The sequence below is a fragment of the Sphingomonas sp. KR3-1 genome (genome assembly GCF_040049295.1).
Classification (GTDB): domain Bacteria; phylum Pseudomonadota; class Alphaproteobacteria; order Sphingomonadales; family Sphingomonadaceae; genus Sphingomonas.
In genome coordinates this window covers 687,250-704,597 of the sequence record NZ_JBDZDQ010000002.1, presented here as the reverse complement: position 1 = coordinate 704,597, position 17,348 = coordinate 687,250, and the positions used below count along the sequence as shown (strand labels likewise).

Below are 17,348 nucleotides of genomic sequence, written 5' to 3'. Positions count from 1 at the left end.
TCAAAGGGTTTTCGGTACTCAGCCGACAGCTGTCGATCACGAAACGAGCAGTTCGAAAGTACTGCCGAAAGCACGTGTTTTTTCGCCGCTAAATCGGCCGCTAGGAACCTCTGCTTCGAATCCCGCGCGACCGACAGAAGGGCGATTCCATCGTCGAAGTAGCTCAAATCGGCGTCGTGCCGCCTCTCCAGCTCCTTCGCGACCTTCCGTTCCTGATCCCTAAACTGCACCGTGAGCGCATTATAGACCTCATCCTCGATACGGCCGTCGAGGTTGTCGATGTAGATCTGCTTCAGGCGTTCACGCAGGCGCTCCCGCTCCGTCTGGAGGCGTGAGACCGCGTCATCATGTTCCTTGTGCACGTGCGCGAAGCTCTCCCGGAGCGCGGCCCTGAGCCATTCGAACATCTCGGACGATAGAGTGACGCGGTCCAGCATGTCGCCGAACTGCTCGAGCAGTACCTCCTCCCGCACATACGGCTCAGGACACTTCCCCTTCCCGTGGCTGCAGCGGTAGTAAATGTACTTCTCTTTCTTGATGTCGCCGACGAGCGCACAGCCACAGTGGCCGCATCGGATCATGCCGGTGAAGAGAAAGTCCTTCTCGATGCCGCGAACACGGGCGGTGTGGCGGCCATCAAGGACGCCTTGGACGCGTTCCCAGGTTTCGATCGACACCAAAGGCTCGTGCGAGCCCTGATAGCGCTTTCCTATCCATTCGAACTCGCCAGTGTAGATGCGTGAGCGCAGGATCTTGTGGACGCTGCTGGTGCTGATCGGCTTGGCGCTGCCACGGAAGGTCATTCCATCCGCCCGGGCGCGAGCCGCCGCCTGCTTGAGCGAGTACAAGCCGGTAGAATACCACTCGAAGAGCCGGGTCACGCGCGGTCCCGTGTCGGGTTCAACCTCAATCACTCGCTTGCCATTCGGGCCGAGGACGTTGCGATAACCCGTCGGCGCCACCGACGGCCAAATCCCTTGCTCAGCCTTTTCCAGCATCCCCTTGCGGACCTCTTCGGAGAGGTTGTCGATATAGTTCTTCGCCATCAGCACCTTGATGCCGTGCAAGAACTTCTCGGAAGAGCGCGACTCTGGCGCGAGGACGATGTTCTCCTTCACGAAGTGGATGCTGAGATCGAGATCGTCGATCGTCACCCAGTCACGAAGGTTGCGGTAAAGGCGATCGGTCTTTTCGACGAGGACGGTATCCGTCGCCGGATGGCTTCGCAGATATGCAATCATCTCGCCGAAATAGGTCCGCCCGCTTGCCTTCGCAGTTTCGACGTCGACGTACTCGCGGACGATTTTATAGCCTTGCTCCTCCGCATACGCCCTGAGCAGCTTGATCTGGGACTCAACCGAGAAGCCCTCGCGCTCCTGTTCCTTCGATGACACGCGCGCGTATAGGACGGCACGCTTTGACTTCTGCACCGGTTGCCGGCGGTTCGATTTAGTTCGCTTCATGGACCCATACTCGCTGACAGGATCGCCAGCCGCACACGCATGGGGGCACAGCCGACCGCTCTCCAGTCTGGCCGCGGAGACGCAATTGGCAAGACGTCAAGGGCGAGACTAATCCGGTTCGGATAAGGTTTCGGCGCGCGAGCGCACCATCCCACCGAGGCCTATCAGGGCCCCCGCAAACATCGTCATATTCTCGATGATCTCATGGGCATCCTGCTCACTCAGCGGCGTCCGGTAATAGGGCTGCCAAACCTTGATCGTCTGCTCGATGAGCGCGCGCGAATACCGCATTCGGACACCAGGACAACGCCCACCGGCGGGGTTTTCAATCGGGCCGGGATCCGTCCAATGCCGACGAGTTTCCTTCCTCCGCGCCATGTCAGTTTCCTGCCGAAGGCGCCCGTCGCCGCTTGGCGAATTCACGGTCGCTGTCGAGAAACGCGGTGAGCATGGCCGGGACCAGCTCGGCAACCGGCTCGTCACGGCCGTAGGTCTCGGAATAGAGCGCCGCATATTCGGCCAGGGCCTGATGCAGGTCGGGCGTCACCGTAATCGCGAGCTTGATCGGCGTGCGATCGGGCAATTTCGCCAGCTTTAGATCGGCCATGTCACCGACTCCCGTCGCGCCAGGGCGCGAGCACCAGATCCTTGTGAACGATCAGCCGCACCTGGGCGCCGGGCCGTATCGTGATCGTCGGCTGGATGTCGAGATTGCGCTGGGTGATCTGGTCGCCGGCGCGCGAGACATTGTCCTGGGTGGAGCGGCGCATCGCCTCAACCAGATCGCCGTCGCCGGTGAACGCGAGTTCGGAGCTCACGCCGAGCAGGGTCGACAAGACGACGCCCTTGAGCAGCGTCCATGTGTGAAAATCGACTTTGTCCTGCAGACCGGCATAGCCAGAGGCATCCGTCGCCGGGACATTGTCGATCCGCAGCGAGCTCCCGTCGGGAAGCATGATGCGCTGCCAGACGATCAGCGCGCGCTTCTGGCCGAAGGCCACCACACTGTCGTAACTCCCCACCAGGCGGGCGCCTTGCGGGATCAGCAGGATATGCCCGGTGGGACTATCGTACACCCGCTCGGTCACTTGCGCCGTCACCAGGCCCGGCAAGTCCGAGCGCAGGCCCGTGATGAGGCTGGCCGGGATGACGCTGCCGGCGGAGAGCAGATAGGGAGACGGCGCCGCGGTCAGCTGGTGCGGGTTGAGGTCGCCAGCCGTATCGAGCGTACCGACGAAATCGGTCTTTCGCTGCTGGGCGTTTGGGTCGGCTGCGGGGTCGATTGCCAGTTTCGCTGTGCCCGCCGACGGGGGCGCTGCGGCGGCAGCCAACCCGGCTTCGCCTTGTGATTGGGCTGGCCCCACCGTCGCGCCCGCTCTTCCGGATACGAGGATGCCGGATTGGAGGGCCGCCTTACGTTCCGATGCCAGGCGCTCGCGTTCGGCCTGGACCGCTTGCGCCGCGGTATCGAAACCTGTTCCCGAGGTGCCCTCGACCGCCATGGCACGCCGATGCTCGAGGATCGGCCGGCCGAGATCGCCGGGCAGTGGCGGACCCAGTTTCGGCGCATCGCCATAGGTCGCCGGTACGCCGTTCAAGGCGTCGCTCGCCGGGCGCGCGTTCGGTTGCGACAGCTCTTCCTGGCTGGCGACGTGCTGGAACACCTGCGGCTTGAGCGCGACCCAGGCGATTGTCATCAGGCTCGCGGAGCCGAAGGCAGCAACGCCGATGATCACGCCCCGCCGGAAGCGGATCGCCCGCCGCGGCTTCCCGCGGATCACCAGCGATTCAGGGTCGAGCTTGCGCGATGGTGTGGGAGCGGCTTCGGTCACGATGCCCTCCCCTTGCGCTCGGTCCCGACGGATCGCGTGATCCGGACGACCTGCTGCTTCTTCGTGCCGAGGCGGAGTTCGGCGGTCTCGAAGATGCGGTCGACGACATAGAAGCGGCCGCGGACGCGGTAGTTGACGAGTTCAGCCTGGCCGGTTGCCCCAATGACGAACAATGGCGGCGCTTCGCCGACCGCCAGGGCCGCCGGGAACTCCACAAAGGTCTGCCGCCCGTCGTCGAAGGCACGGGTCGGCCGCCAGGCGACACGGTCGCCGCTGACGACATAGTTGAACCGTAGGTCTTCCACCGTCAGACCCTGCGCCACGGGCGCAGCCACCTCGGCCGCCGCGGCGGTCCGACGCAGGGCGATGAGCGCATCGGCCGGATAGGTCCAGGACAGGGCAGCCATCGCCGTCCGGGAGGTCGCGTTGAGCTGAACGTGGTAGCTACGACGATCGGTGGCGATGACGAGGTTCGTGGCTAGGCCGGCCGAGAAGGGCTTTACCAGGACATGTGTCCGCTTGTCCGCGCCGCTCCCGCTGCTAGTGTCGCCGATGACCCAGCGGACCGTATCGCCTGCCGCGACCGACACGAGGTTTTCGCCCGGCTGCAACACGATGTCGGTCACGACGCCCGGCGCGGTGAAGGCCTGATAGATCGCGCCCTCACTATAGGCGTAGACCTGGACGGCGTTGAGGAACCCCGTGGCTTGCGGGACCTGCGTCGCGGCGCGATTGGCAATTGCTACCCGCGCAACCTCCGGAGCGACGATCGGCTTGCGATGACGCGGCCGATGTTCGCGCGCTTGAGTACTCTTCGTCGGGGCAGCGGTCGTTGCGACAGGCGGAGGCGGCGTGGACTGCGCACTGGCAACGCCAATGCTCAGCGCAATTGCCGACGCGGTGAGGAAGCACTTCATGGCTGGATCTCCCTTTGGGGCTGGGTGGGGTTGGCCAGGCCTGGATCGAGCGGCGATCCGAGCGGAACATTGGCCGGCGGCGCTGCGGAAGCGGCCGCGGCAGGGGGCGCGGGATCGAGCTCGCGGCTCCAGTCGATCGCGTCGACATAGATGCCGAGCGGGTTTTTCCGGAGCGTATCGGCGTTGGCGGGCGGCGTCCGGACCACGGTGACGATCGCCGTCCAGCGCGAGGTGCCGGTCTGCGAACCCCGGGCAAATGCGGCCTCTGACCACTTCACCTGAAAGGATCGGTCGGACGCACGGACGACGCTCGTCACCTGCACAGAGACCGTCTTCTCGCCGACCTGGGCGAACGGGTCTGCCGATCGCGCATAGTCGCCGAGGAACTGCGCGCCGCGCCGCGTCGCGAAGTCATAGGCCTCGAGCCAGCCGCGGCGCATCAGCACCGGATCGAGCGAGATGGAGCGCACATCGGTGATGAACCGCGCCAGATGCCAAGCGATCTGCGGGTCGGTGGGCTGGAACGCGGCCTCAGCCGGCATCACCGCCCTCGCCTCGCCCAGGCGATCGACCTCGACGACATAGGGCGTCACCCGGCTCTGCATCGACTGCCAGACGAGACCGCCGGACAGACCGGTCGCGAGGGTGAGGCAGCCGAACGCCATGAGCCGCCAATTGCGTGCCTGGACGCGGGCGGAGCCGATCCGCTCGTCCCATAGTTGGCCGGCGCGCTGATACGGCGTCTCGGGCTCGGGGGTGCGTCCATAGCGCTGAACGCTTCGCTTGAAGACCATCAGTCGTCCCTTTCCTTGATGTCGGGAGTGGCGGATGCGCCGCCGCGATCGCCCTGCTGCAGGGCATGGGCAGCGACTTGCCGGTGGTGGCGACCGGACTGTTCGGCACGCATGGCCCGCGCCCAGGCCGGCGCATTTTCGCCTTGCTGTTCCGGCGCGGAGGAACTGCCCTGACCGGAACGATTGAGCGCGTTCCATGCGGCGGTCCGGCCGCTGCTCGCAGCCTCGCCCAAGCCGAGCGCACTCGATGCGCGATCCCGCATGGCATTGCCGGCCGCCTGCGCGACGCCGCCCAGCCCGGCGCCGACGCTCGGGTTCGAGGCGGTTTCCTTGCCCAGCGAGTAGGCGGTCGATGCGGCAGACCCCATTGCCGTCCCCGCGCGGACCGCGCCAAGCGCGCCGCCGCCGATCGCGCGCGCGGCACTCATGGTCGCGCCGCCCGCGAGCATCGTCATGCCGGCGGTGCCGGCGACCGTGCCGAGCGCGGCGCCGGCACCGAGCTGCGGCGCGCCGGAGACGAGGCCAGAGGCGATGCCGGGACCGAAAATGCCGAGGCCGAATAGCGTGAGCGAAGCCAGCATCAGGCTGACCGCCTGGTTGATGTCGGGCTCCTGACCCTGGAGCGCGTCGGTGAAATCGGTGAAGAAGTTCGAGCCGATGCCGATGATGACCGCGAGCACCATCACCTTGATGCCGGACGACACGACATTGCCGAGGACACGCTCGGCGAGGAAGCTGGTGCGGTTCCAGAGCGCAAACGGCACGAGGATGAAGCCGGCCAGCGAGGTCAGCTTGAACTCGACGATCGTCACGAACATCTGCACCGCAAGGATGAAGAAGGTTACGATGACGATCGCCCAGCTGAACAGCAGGACTGCGATCGTCACGAAATTCTCGAAGAAGCTGATGAACCCCATCAGATCGGACATCTGTTCGAGCAACGGATGCGCCGCGGAAAAGCCGATTCCGGCGAGCCGCCCGGGCTTGAGCAGGTCGCTCGCCGAGAAGGTCCCGCCGCCGGCAGTGAGCCCAGCCTGTGCGAAAGACCGAAAGATGATGTCGGACAGCGTCGAGAAGCTGTTCAGGATGAAGGCGAACGCGCCGATATAGAGGATCTTCTTGAGAAAACGTCCGAGGACATTGTCCTCGCCGCCCAGCGCCCAGAACAGCCCGGCCAGCGTGATGTCGATGCCGATCAGGGTCGTGGTCAGGAAGCCCACGTCCGGCCCGAGCAGCCCGAACCCGCTGTCGATGTAGCGGGTGAAGGTGTCCAGGAAGCGATCGATGACGTTGAGGTCGTGCACGGGCTGCGCCTTCGAGATGGAGGAACGGGTGCCGCGGGGCGTGGCAGGGGGAGCACCGCCACGCCCCGCGGCGACGGCGGCGGGAAACCGGCGCCGCCGTCATGCGGGCACGGCCTACCGGGGCGTGTAGGCCGAGCCGGACCCGAGGAACTTCTTGGTTGCCGCGCGCCCGTCGATCTCGGCCTGCGCACGGCGCGCGGCATCGGTCGCATCGGCGCGGAACTGGGCGGCGAGCAGCTGCTGGATCTGGAGCTGCTGCTTGGCGGCGAGCGCAAGCAGCTGGTTGGTCGCCTGGGCGGCCTGGAGACCGCCGACCGCGTTCTGGCTCTTCTCGGAAAGCTTCTGCAGCGTGACCGCATCGGCTTCGATATTCTCGGCGACGTCCGCCTGGACTTTCATGGTGTGGCGGAAGCCCGCCATCGCGGTGTCGAGCTGGATCTTGGCCTGGGCGGCGATCCCGCTGGCGCCGACCCTGGCGTCGAAATCGGGGAAAAGCTGGCGGAACTGCTGGTCGACCTGGCCAACGCGAAACGTGATACCCTGCGCCTGCTGGATCAGCGCGCCGATCTCCTGCATCCGCGAGACCAGTGCCGCGAAGTCCGGAAAGTCGGTGCGCGCCAGGTTGAACTCAAGACCGCGCAGCATCGTCGCCTCGTTCTGGAGCGACTGGATCTGGTTGTTGATCTGCTGGAGAGTCCGCGCCGCAGTGAGGATATTCTGGCTGTAGTTGGTGGGATCGAACACGGTGATCTGCGCGTGCGCCGGCATGCTGGTGAGCAGACCCATGCCGAGCGACACCGCGGCACCGCAACCGAGCAGCGAAGCGATGATCGTCTTCCTGGCGGATGAAGGGGTACGCATCTTCGATTACTCCTGTGATTGGGCGGGAAAGTCGCGGAGCAGCGCCGCCGCCCAGTCGAGACCGGCGTCGCTCAGGAAATTGGCGGCGAAGTCCGCCGAGCCGTGCTCGGCGAGGAGCGCGTCGATCCGCTTCTGAGATTCGGGGTCGGACGCGCCACACAGCGTGAGGGCGACCGGTCCCAGGCCCAGCTCGAACAGGCGGTTTCCGCGCGCGGACTGGAGGTAATATTGGCGTTTCGGGGTCGCCCGGCTGACCAGCTCGATCTGGCGCTCATTCAAGCCAAACCGGGCATAGGCCTCGCGGCCCTGCGGCTCGATCGCGCGGTCGTTGGGCAGCAGGATGCGCTGCGGACAGCTCTCGACGATCGCGGGTGCGATCGTGCTGGACGCAATATCGGCAAGGCTCTGCGTTGCGAAGAGCACCGCGACATTCTTCTTGCGCAGCACCTTCAACCATTCGCGGATGCGTGCCGCGAACAGCGGATGGTCGAGGAAGATCCAGGCCTCGTCGAGGACCAGCAAGGTCGGCCGGCCATCGAACCGCTCCTCGAGCCGGTGGAACAGATAGGTGAGGACCGGGGCGACCACGCCCGCCTGACCCATCAGCGCCTCGGTTTCGAAGCATTGGATATCGGCAAAGGCCAGGCCCTGTTCGGCCGCGTCGAGCAGCCGACCGTAAGGACCTTCGAGCGTATAGGCACCGAGCGCGACGCGCAGCGCATTGGACTGAAGCAGCAGCGCGAGACCGGTAAGCGTCCGTTCTTCGGGCGGGGCCGAGCCAAGGCTGCCGAGCGCCGACCACACCGCATCCTTGATCGCGGGCGTGACCTCGACCTTCTCGTGCTCGAGTAGCGCCGCAATCCACTCGGCCGCCCAGCTGCGCTCACTTGGATCGTCGATCCGCCGCAACGGCTGGAACGCCAGCGTCTCACCGCTATCGGCCCCGAGCCCGAGCGCATGATGCGCGCCGCCCATCGCAAGCACGGCCGCGCGCGCCGAGAACCCCTTGTCGAAGATATATACCTGAGCCCCGGCATAACGCCGGAACTGGAGCGCGATCAGCGCAAGCAGCACGGACTTGCCGGCACCGGTCGGGCCGACGACCATCATATGGCCGACATCGCCGACGTGGGTGGAAAGCCGGAACGGCGTCGAGCCGGCGGTGCTCGCGTGGAGCAGCGGCGGACCATCCAGATGTGCGTTCCGCGCCGGGCCCGCCCAGACGCTGGATAGCGGCATCAGGTGCGCCAGGTTAAGCGTGTGGACCAGCGGCTGGCGGACATTGGCGTAGGCGTGCCCCGGCAGAGATGACAGCCAGGCCTCGACCGCGTTCACGCCTTCGCGGATCGTTGTGAAGCCCAAGCCGTTGACGATCCGCTCGACGTGGCGGACCTTGTCCTTAACCGCTTGCCGGTCACGATCGGACACGGTGATCGTCGTGGTCAGATAGCCGAAAGCGACATGGTCGCCGCCCAGCGCCTGAAGCGCGAGATCGGCATCGACGACCTTGTTGTCGGCGTCGCTATCGAGCAGCTGGGTCGGCTGGTTGTAGATCACCTCGCGCAGCAGCGCAGTGATCGACTTGCGCTTGTTGAACCATTGGCGGCGGAGCTTGGTCAGGACCTTGGTCGCATCGCTCTTGTCGAGCGCGATGAAGCGCGTGACCCAGCGATAGGCGAAGTCCTGATGGTTGAGCGCGTCGAGGATGCCGGGCCGGCTCATGTTCGGGAAGCCAAGCACCGTCAGCGTTCGGACATGGTGATCGCCGAGCATCGGCTCGAGCCCGCCGACCAGGGGCGTGTCGGCCAGCACCGCGTCGAGATAAATCGGCGTCTCGGGTGCCGCGACGACGTGATGCCGGCCGGACACCGTGCCGTGCAGAAAGGTCAGCGTCTCGGCATCGTCGAGCGCGCGGATGTCGGGCATGAACCCGGAGAAGAGGTCGAGCGCACGGTCGGTCTCGGCGATGAAGCTGGCAAGGCCGGCACGCCAGTCCCTGCCCTTCTCCGCTTCTGGCCGCTCCACCAGCGAGCGCCCGGCCGTGTCCGCGCTGTCTGCCGCGGGAAGCCACACCAGTGTCAGGTGGTAGCGGCTTTCATAATGGGCGCCTTCGGCGACGAAGGCTGCGCGCCGCTCCTGATCGACCAGCCAGGACGCGGCGTCCGGGAACTCGCTATCGGGATAGGCCAGCGCCTCGCGGCGCTCGGCCTCGAAGAACAGCGCCCAACCGGTACCGAAGCGCTTGAGGACATTGTTCGCCCGCGCGCAGGCCGACATCAGCTCGGCTTCGGTCGCAGACTCGAGATCGGGGCCGCGAAAGGATAGCGTGCGCTGGAAGCTGCCGTCCTTGTTGAGGACGATGCCGGGCGCGACGAGCGCCGCCCAGGGAAGATGATCGGCAAGCCGGTCTGCGCGGCTGCGATATTCGGCCAGATTCAACATGTGAAATCCTTCAGCACGCGAAATGCCCTTTCTGGCGAAGATGGCGGACCAGCACGGCGGCGAAGTCCGGGTCGCGGCGGGCAGCGAAGACGGCGAGGCTGTGCCCCACCGCCCAAAGGAGGATGCCGGCGATCCATTGCTGGAGGCCGAGGCCCACCGCAGCGGCGACCGTGCCGTTGACGATCGCGATGGCACGCGGCGCCCCGCCCAGCAGAATCGGCGAACCGAGGCTGGAATGGATCGGCGCCTCGAAGCCTTCGATATGCCCGCCGCTCCCGATCACGAGATCAGCGCTCCGCCGCCGAACGAGAAGAAGGACAGGAAGAAGCTGGAAGCGGCGAAGGCGATCGACAGGCCGAAGATGATCTGGATCAGCTTGCGAAAGCCGCCCGCGGTCTCGCCGAACGCGAGCGTCAGGCCGGTGACGATGATGATGATCACCGCGACGATCTTGGCGACCGGACCCTGGACCGATTCCAGCACCTGCTGGAGCGGCTGCTCCCAAGGCATGCCGGAGCCGGCCGCCTGCGCCTGGCTGGCGATGGTGAGGGCAAGGCCGAGCGCGGCACCGACGAGGAAGTGCGACCGGCTCTCGGAAGTACGGGAAACGCGCATGTTCATTCTCCTTTGGGATCGGCAGGATTGAGGAGGTCGACGAGGCTGTAATTGCCGTCGGGATCGAGCCCGGCGACGCGGGCGATGGTTTCTATCCGGCGGTCCACACCGCGGCCGGCGATGTAGACGATGAGGTCGATTGCCTCGGCGATCAGCCGCCTGGGCACGGTGACGACGGCTTCCTGGACAAGCTGCTCGACGCGGAAGAGCGCGGACGCCGCGCTGTTGGCATGCACGGTCGCGATGCCGCCCGGGTGGCCAGTGTTCCAGGCCTTGAGCATGTCCAGCGCCTCGGGCCCGCGGACCTCGCCGACGACGATACGGTCGGGCCGCAGCCTCAAGGTCGAGCGGACCAGGTCGGCCATGGTCACGACGCCGGGGCGGGTGCGGAGCGCGACCGTATCCGGGGCCGGACTTTGCAGCTCGCGCGTGTCCTCGATCAGGATGACCCGCTCATCGACCCAGGCCATCTCCGCCAGCAGCGCATTGGCCAGCGTCGTTTTCCCCGAGCTGGTGCCGCCCGCGACCAGGATGTTGAAGCGCTGAAAGACGGCCGCCTTCAGCCGGTCAGCCGCGGCCTGGCTCATCAGCCCATCGCCGACATAGTCGTCGAGCGTGTAGAGCCGCGTCGCCGGCTTGCGGATCGAGAAGCACGGGCCAACCGCAACCGGCGGCAGGATACCCTCGAACCGCTCGCCCGCCCGACCTTCGATGTGTGGCGGCAGCTCGGCCGACACGATCGGTGCCTCGCCATGAACCTCAGCCCGCGCATGGCTCGCGACCAGGCGGATGATCCGCTCGATCTGGTCCGGATCGAGCCGGACATCGGTATCGACCCTGCCCTCGCCCAGGATGTCGACGCGCAGCGCACCATCGGGATTGACCATGATCTCGATCACGCGCGCGTCGGCCATCGCGGCCGCGATCGCCGGGCCCATGGCCGTACGCAGCATTGCCCGGCGCCGATCGGCAGAAACGGCGCCGGTCATCGGTCGGACTCCGGAGTCCCGATGGTGCGGCGACCAGCGGCGATCTGGCGTCCCACCTGGGCGACGAACGCGTCGAAACGCTCGCGCGCGATCGCCCTTCCCGCCGCATCATTCTCGGCAAGCGGCGCATGGATCGCGAGCTCGTAGCGCACGAACAGCGCCAGCGTCTCGAGCAGAACCTGACCGTCCCGTTCAATCCGGCCAAGGGCGGCGGTCAAGCGGTCGAGGCGAAGTCCGAACCGGTCCTCCAGCTCGGAGCGACCGCGCCGGTCGAGCCAGGCGGTGACGGCATCGGCGAGGATAGCCGACTTGGAAGCGCCCGGCTTGGCGGCGAGCGCTTCGAGCCTGCCGCTGACGTCCCTTGGAAGGAAGAGCTGGTGGCGGATCTTCTCGACCATGGTCACAGATCCAGCTGCAGGTCGTTCGCGCGGCCGCCGGCCGCGTCGATCGCGTAGACGGTGCGGGCGGCGCCGAGCGTCTGGGCATGGTACATCGCACGCTTTTCACCGGCCGGATCGCTATCGTCGTCGCCAAGTCCGAGCGGATCGGCGGTGGCGGGCTCGGGCTCGACCGGCTTTTCCGGTTCGAGTGCCGGATGCCGAGCCTGCTCGAGGCCGCCGGACGCGGCGTTCCCGTCCGTCTCCTCGTCGCCTGCAAGGCGGGCATCAACGCCGCGAACGACGCCGTTCCAGTCGTCGGCGCGCGAAAGCGGGCGATCGGCATAGGCGCCGATCATCAGCAGCGGTGGCGGCAGGACGCGCGAAGTGAAGCTCGTGTCTTCGAAATAGCGCAGCTTCTTTGCGCGGATCGGCGGCGTGCCGGCGATCAGGACCAACTCGTCGCTGGGTGGCAGCTGCATGACTTCGCCGGGCGTCAGCAGCGCGCGGGCGGTCTCCTGACGGCTGACCATAACATGGGCGAGCCAGGGTGCGAGGCGGTGCCCGGCATAGTTGCGCATCGCGCGCTGCTCGGTGGCGGTGCCGAGTGCATCGGAAATCCGCTTGGCGGTACGCTCGTCATTGGTCGCAAACGCAATGCGGACATGGCAGTTGTCGAGGATCGAGTTGTGCTCGCCATACGCCTTCTCGATCTGGTTTAGGCTCTGCGCGATCAGGAAGGCGCGCACGCCATAGCCGGCCATGAAGGCGAGGCTGGTTTCGAAGAAGTCGAGCCGGCCGAGCGCCGGAAACTCGTCCAGCATCATCAGCAGCTTGTGCCGACCACCAGCCTTCTCGGCATGGAGGCGCTCGGTCAGACGACGGCCGATCTGATTGAGGACGAGGCGGACCAGAGGCTTGGTGCGGCTGATGTCCGAGGGCGGCACCACCAAATAGAGGGAGACCGGTGACTTGCCCTCGACCAGGTCCGCGATCCGCCAATCGGACCGCGAGGTGACCTCGGCGACGGTCGGATCGCGGTAGAGGCCGAGGAACGACATGGCGGTCGACAGCACGCCCGAGCGTTCATTCTCCGACTTGTTGAGCACCTCCCGCGCCGCGGACGCCACCACCGGATGGACCCGCGGCGCCTCGGGCGTGCCGAGATGATTGGTGGTCATCATCCGTTGCAGCGTCGCCTTGAAGGGCCGCTGCGGATCGGAGAGGAAGGTCGCGACGCGCGCGAGCGTCTTCTCCTCCTCGGCGTACAGAACATGGAGGATGGCGCCGACCAGCAGCGAATGACTGGTCTTTTCCCAGTGCGATCGACGCTCCAGTGCCCCTTCCGGATCGACCAGGATATCCGCGATGTTCTGGACATCGCGCACTTCCTCGGTGCCCCGACGAACCTCAAGCAACGGATTGTACCGTGCAGAGCGGGCGTCGGTCGGATTGAACAGCAGGCAATGCGAGAAGCGTGCGCGCCAGCCGGCGGTCAGCTGCCAGTTCTCACCCTTGATGTCGTGGACGACAGCGGAACCGGTCCAGCCGAGCAAGGTCGGAACGACCAAGCCGACACCCTTGCCCGACCGGGTTGGAGCAAAGGCCATGACATGCTCGGGGCCATCGTGACGCAGATAATCGGGCCCGGTCCGACCAAGGAATACGCCGCAAGGATCGAGCAGACCCGCGCGCCGCACCTCGGCATAGCTCGCCCAGCGCGCCGAGCCATAGGTGGTGATGTTGCGACGCTGCCGCGCGCGCCACAGCGAACCGAACACGGCAGCACCACAGCCGACGAAACCGCTGGCAGCAGCAATCTCGCCGGCGCGGTCGAAGAGCTCCGGGGCATAGGCATCGAAGTGGTACCACCAGGCGAACAGTGCCCAGGGCCGATAGATCGGCCGCCCGAACGCGTGGAACCAGGGGGCGCCTAACTCGGGTTGATAAGCCAGGGCCTCAGCAGCCCATTGGGTCGCGAACCAGATGCCGCCGATCACGATGGCGAACACCACGATGATCTGGCCGATGAGTAGCTTGGTCGGGGTCACGGGGCTCTCCACCCGCGACTCCTAAATGCGCGGGCGTGATCTTGATTTCACGGTCCGTCGCCTTGCTGTACTACCCTGCCTGCGTCAGATCCCGCCAAATCGCGTCAGCATGCGCCGCTTGGCGTCTTGTCGGCCGGTTCTAGACGAGCTGCTTCTGCGTGGCAGACCGTGAAGGCGGGAACTCGTCGGCTTTTAAGCTGATGCGAGACCCCCAAAGCTGGACGTTCAAACGAGGATCTGCGCTCCCACCAAATCTCTTCCTAGGAAATGAACGCGCACCGCGCTTGACTCGATTAGATGATTAGCTATTTGTCGAATTATGAGTTCGGTGTTCAAGGCCCTTTCCGATCCGACGCGGCGCCGCGTGCTGCAACTCTTGCGCAAGGGCCCGATGAGCGCGGGTGCGCTCTGTGATCATTTCGATGTCTCCAAGCCGACGATGTCGGCGCATTTCGCCGTGCTGAGGGAGGCGGATCTGGTCCACGCCGAAAAGGCCGGGAAGTCGGTGCTCTATCACCTGAAGCTGTCGGTGCTCGAAGACGCATTGCTGGGCTTCGCCAACTCGCTTCGGCTGGGCGCCTCCGAACAAACGCACGAAAAAGGGTGGGAAAGATGAAAGAGGAAGCACGAAAGGAACTGTCCGGCGCCGTCGGCTGGGCCGCCGCGATGATCGCCTTGGCATTCGTTGCCGCCTTCGCGCACCGGCAGGGCTATATCGACGACGACATGAAAGTCCGGGTGATCGCGATGAACGGGCTCTGGATCGCTTGGTACGGCAATCGAATCCCGAAGGCGTTCGTCCCGAGCGCCTGCGCACGGGCAGCCAAGCGGGTCATCGGGTGGTCCATGGTATTGAGCGGCCTTGTCTATGCCGGGGTGTTTGCGTTCGCGCCGATGCCGCTCGCGCTGACCCTCGGGACCGGCGCGGTCCTGACGGGGATTCTTGTCTCGCTCGGCTACAGCCTGTGGCTGGCGACCAAGGCGAAGACGAAGACCGCCTGAGCCTGGCTGCCCGCAAGTCGGCCTTTCAAGACGTCCGCGATCCGCCGGCTCGGCACCGCCTCAGAATGCGATTTTCCATTTCCCAGGGAGTTTTCCCGATGCGCATGCTCCTCCGATCGCTCGTCTTTGCGATATGCTGTTTCGCCGCCGTCGCGATGACCCCCACGGCCTTTGCCCAACCGACCCCGGACGCAGTCGGCGACTGGCACGGGATGCTCGAGACCCCGCGCGGGGCGCTGACGCTGATCGTCTCGATCGCTCGCGCTCCCGACGGCTCGCTGACCGGCACATTGGAGAGCCCCGACCAGGCCTCGGGCAAGATCCCCGAGACGGCCGTAAAGGTGGAAGGCGACCAGCTGTCGCTTGACATCCCTAGGATCGGCGCCTCGTTCAAGGGGCATTGGGTCGCGGGCGAGCAGGCTTGGGACGGCGTCTTTACGCAAGGGACCGAACTGCCGCTCAAGCTGACACGGGGCCTGCCCCCGGCAAGACCGGTTATCTCGGGGCTGGACGGCGCGTGGACCGGCAAGGTCAACCGCAACGGCGTCGATCTCCACCTCGTCCTCAGGGTGGTGACCAATGAGCGCGGTACGCTGGTCTCGTTCGATTCGCCCGACCAACTCGTCTATGGCGTGGGTGTCGAGGGCTTCTCGCGCGACGGCAGCAAGATTCGCTTCAAGGTCGCACTCGTCGGCGCCGAGTTCGACGGCGTCTTGTCTGACGATCGCCAGCATCTCGTCGGCAGCTGGACCGTTCCCAACCGACCGCTCGCGCAGATCGATTTCGCCCGCCAGAGCGAGGCTGCCGTCAATGCCGGGCCGAAGCGCCCGCAGACGCCACAACCGCCCTTTCCCTACCGCGCGGAAGAAGTCGCATTCGACAACGGGCAGGAGCCGGGCGTCCATCTCGCCGGCACGCTGACGGTGCCGGCGGGCAAGGGCCCCTTCCCGACCGCGATCATGATCACCGGATCGGGACAGCAGAACCGCGACGAGACGATCCTGGGGCATAAACCGTTCTGGGTGATTGCCGACTATCTCTCGCGTCGCGGAATCGCCGTGCTGCGTGTCGACGATCGCGGCACGGGCAAGTCGACCGGCGACGTCGCCAACGCGACCTCGGCGGATTTCGCGACCGACGCGAATGCAGCCTTCGCCTACCTCAGGGCACGGGCGGATATCCGTTCCGACGCAATCGGCTTCATCGGACATAGCGAGGGCGGGATGATCGGCCCGATCGCGATGGCTTCCAACAAGCAGGTCGCGTTCCTGATCATGATGGCCGGCCCCGGTACCGCACTTGACCAGCTCATGGTCTCGCAGCGCCGGATGATCAGCGCGGGCATGGGGCAAAGCGAGGCCGAGATCGACCGTGCTGCCCCGGTCTGGGCGGCCCTGTTCAAGGCATTCAAGAATGGCGCGACATTCGACGCGGGGCGTGCCGCCGCGCTCGCCGTGCTGACCCCGGACGCGATGAAGGCGATCGGCGTCCCGGCCAATATCGACCCGCAGATGGTGGTCTCGCAGATCGCGACGCCCTGGTTCCGCTATTTCTTCACCTACGATCCGGCTTTCAATCTACGCGCGATCACGGTGCCTGTGCTCGCGATGGGCGGAAGCCTCGACCGGCAGGTACCGCCGAAGGAAAACCTTGCTGCGATCCGAGCCGCGCTCAAGGACAACAGGGATGCGACGATCGTCGAGTTGCCGGGTCTGAATCACATGTTTCAAACGGCAAAAACGGGCGGCGTTGGCGAATATGCGACGATTGAGGAGACCGTGGCGCCAGCTGCGCTCGAGAAGATGACAAGCTGGATCACAGCGCGCTTCTCTACGAAGTGAGCGCGTCGGAAACGATCGAGAACCAAGGAGGCGGGAGTGCTGACGCTTCGCGGCGGATGTTTCCGCGTCTGGCAAGCTAACTAATCGGCCGCTTTCGAGATTGTCTGCGCACGGGCTGGACGACCGCTCTCGGGCGCATTCCTGTCCCTTTTGAGAGCGGCCTATCAACTAGCGGACAGGCCGCTCCAAAGTCAGATTTCTGTTCTTTCAGCCAAGAGCAGGGCATCTTCGATATCAACACCAAGGTACCTGACCGTGTTTTCAATCTTGGTGTGACCGAGCAAAATCTGAATCGCCCGGATATTGCCTGTGGCTTTGTAGATCATCGCGGCCTTCGTTCGGCGCATCGAATGGGTGCCATATTCGGCGCGCCTGAGTCCGATTGCGGTGACCCATTCATCTACCAGCCGAGCGTATTGCCTCGTGCTCAGATGGCCGGCGTGGTCGACGCGGCTTGGAAATGCATAGTCGTCAGTCGTGCCGCCTCGGCGTTCCAGCCATGCCAGAAGGCTCGCCCGAACATCCGCGGTAAGTTCGAATTGGACGGGGCGGCCGGTCTTCTGCTGGATGACGATCGCGCGTGTCCTGATCTCAGCGCCCGACACCAGATCACCGATTTTGATTTTGACCAGATCGCAACCGCGCAACTTGCTATCGATCGCGAGGTCGAACAGCGCTCGATCGCGAAGCCGTCCTTCGCGCTCAAGGAAGAAGCGAACCGCCCAAATCTGCTTCTGCGTTAGAGGCCGTTTGGTGCCGACTATTTTTCCGGCATTCCAAGCCGGGCGCGCCTGCATGGCAGGGTCGTATTTTGAGTATCCCATGATCAATCTCCTTGGCCCTGATTGGCCGCGGAAAAG

At 65.4% G+C, this 17,348-nt stretch carries 17 protein-coding genes and 1 pseudogene; 3 read left to right on the top strand and 15 right to left on the bottom strand.

Translation table 11 applies throughout. The features are described 5' to 3' along the window. Nucleotides 1-491 precede the first annotated feature (491 nt). The 14 genes and pseudogenes from ABLE38_RS15070 to ABLE38_RS15005 all read right to left on the bottom strand — a co-directional run. Nucleotides 492-1,463, bottom strand: a pseudogene (locus ABLE38_RS15070) (recombinase family protein); the annotation flags it as partial. 108 nt (nt 1,464-1,571) lie between these two features. Then, complete coding sequence (locus ABLE38_RS15065) at nt 1,572-1,754, bottom strand: hypothetical protein (protein ID WP_348975047.1); 183 nt, start codon at nt 1,752-1,754, stop codon at nt 1,572-1,574. Nucleotides 1,755-1,842: 88 nt separating this feature from the next. Further along, the gene (locus ABLE38_RS15060) at nt 1,843-2,070 is read right to left on the bottom strand and encodes a DUF2274 domain-containing protein (protein ID WP_348975046.1); all 228 of its coding nucleotides are present in this window, start codon (nt 2,068-2,070) and stop codon (nt 1,843-1,845) included. 1 nt (nt 2,071) lies between these two features. Further along, entirely contained in the window at nt 2,072-3,295 is a 1,224-nt protein-coding gene (locus ABLE38_RS15055; RefSeq protein ID WP_348975045.1) for a TrbI/VirB10 family protein, read from the bottom strand. Further along, a complete protein-coding gene (gene trbG, locus ABLE38_RS15050) occupies nt 3,292-4,212 on the bottom strand; it encodes a P-type conjugative transfer protein TrbG (protein WP_348975044.1) in 921 nt (306 codons plus the stop codon). Before trbG ends, ABLE38_RS15055 begins: the two co-directional genes overlap by 4 nt. Continuing rightward, nucleotides 4,209-5,006 carry a conjugal transfer protein TrbF gene (gene trbF, locus ABLE38_RS15045; protein ID WP_348975043.1) on the bottom strand — a complete coding sequence of 266 codons (798 nt, stop codon included), beginning with the start codon at nt 5,004-5,006 and terminating at the stop codon, nt 4,209-4,211. Before trbF ends, trbG begins: the two co-directional genes overlap by 4 nt. Continuing rightward, complete coding sequence (trbL, locus tag ABLE38_RS15040) at nt 5,006-6,310, bottom strand: P-type conjugative transfer protein TrbL (protein WP_348975042.1); 1,305 nt, start codon at nt 6,308-6,310, stop codon at nt 5,006-5,008. Before trbL ends, trbF begins: the two co-directional genes overlap by 1 nt. Before the next feature lie 114 nt (nt 6,311-6,424). Continuing rightward, nucleotides 6,425-7,171 carry a P-type conjugative transfer protein TrbJ gene (gene trbJ / locus ABLE38_RS15035; protein WP_348975041.1) on the bottom strand — a complete coding sequence of 249 codons (747 nt, stop codon included), beginning with the start codon at nt 7,169-7,171 and terminating at the stop codon, nt 6,425-6,427. A gap of 6 nt (nt 7,172-7,177) precedes the next feature. Continuing rightward, complete coding sequence (gene trbE, locus ABLE38_RS15030) at nt 7,178-9,613, bottom strand: conjugal transfer protein TrbE (protein WP_348975040.1); 2,436 nt, start codon at nt 9,611-9,613, stop codon at nt 7,178-7,180. Between the two features lie 10 nt (nt 9,614-9,623). After that, nucleotides 9,624-9,896, bottom strand: a complete 273-nt coding sequence (locus ABLE38_RS15025; RefSeq protein ID WP_348975039.1) for a VirB3 family type IV secretion system protein — start codon at nt 9,894-9,896, stop codon at nt 9,624-9,626. Beyond that, a complete protein-coding gene (locus tag ABLE38_RS15020) occupies nt 9,893-10,228 on the bottom strand; it encodes a TrbC/VirB2 family protein (protein ID WP_348975038.1) in 336 nt (111 codons plus the stop codon). The genes ABLE38_RS15025 and ABLE38_RS15020 overlap by 4 nt, the downstream gene beginning before the upstream one ends. A 2-nt stretch (nt 10,229-10,230) precedes the next feature. Further along, entirely contained in the window at nt 10,231-11,217 is a 987-nt protein-coding gene (gene trbB, locus ABLE38_RS15015) for a P-type conjugative transfer ATPase TrbB (RefSeq protein WP_348975037.1), read from the bottom strand. Beyond that, the gene (locus tag ABLE38_RS15010) at nt 11,214-11,615 is read right to left on the bottom strand and encodes a CopG family transcriptional regulator (RefSeq protein WP_348975036.1); all 402 of its coding nucleotides are present in this window, start codon (nt 11,613-11,615) and stop codon (nt 11,214-11,216) included. Before ABLE38_RS15010 ends, trbB begins: the two co-directional genes overlap by 4 nt. 2 nt (nt 11,616-11,617) lie before the next feature. Continuing rightward, the gene (locus tag ABLE38_RS15005; protein ID WP_348975035.1) at nt 11,618-13,645 is read right to left on the bottom strand and encodes a conjugal transfer protein TraG; all 2,028 of its coding nucleotides are present in this window, start codon (nt 13,643-13,645) and stop codon (nt 11,618-11,620) included. A 319-nt stretch (nt 13,646-13,964) separates the two neighbouring features. Between ABLE38_RS15005 and ABLE38_RS15000 the strand changes: the two genes are divergently transcribed. The 3 genes from ABLE38_RS15000 to ABLE38_RS14990 all read left to right on the top strand — a co-directional run bounded on the left by ABLE38_RS15000 (nt 13,965) and on the right by ABLE38_RS14990 (nt 16,488). Further along, entirely contained in the window at nt 13,965-14,261 is a 297-nt protein-coding gene (locus tag ABLE38_RS15000) for an autorepressor SdpR family transcription factor (RefSeq protein WP_348975034.1), read from the top strand. After that, complete coding sequence (locus ABLE38_RS14995; protein ID WP_348975033.1) at nt 14,258-14,647, top strand: ammonium transporter; 390 nt, start codon at nt 14,258-14,260, stop codon at nt 14,645-14,647. The genes ABLE38_RS15000 and ABLE38_RS14995 overlap by 4 nt, the downstream gene beginning before the upstream one ends. A 98-nt stretch (nt 14,648-14,745) precedes the next feature. After that, a complete protein-coding gene (locus ABLE38_RS14990) occupies nt 14,746-16,488 on the top strand; it encodes an alpha/beta fold hydrolase (RefSeq protein WP_348975032.1) in 1,743 nt (580 codons plus the stop codon). A gap of 191 nt (nt 16,489-16,679) precedes the next feature. On the opposite strand, the gene ABLE38_RS14985 is transcribed toward ABLE38_RS14990, so the two are convergent. Further along, complete coding sequence (locus ABLE38_RS14985) at nt 16,680-17,312, bottom strand: tyrosine-type recombinase/integrase (RefSeq protein WP_348975031.1); 633 nt, start codon at nt 17,310-17,312, stop codon at nt 16,680-16,682. Between the last annotated feature and the right edge of the window lie 36 nt (nt 17,313-17,348).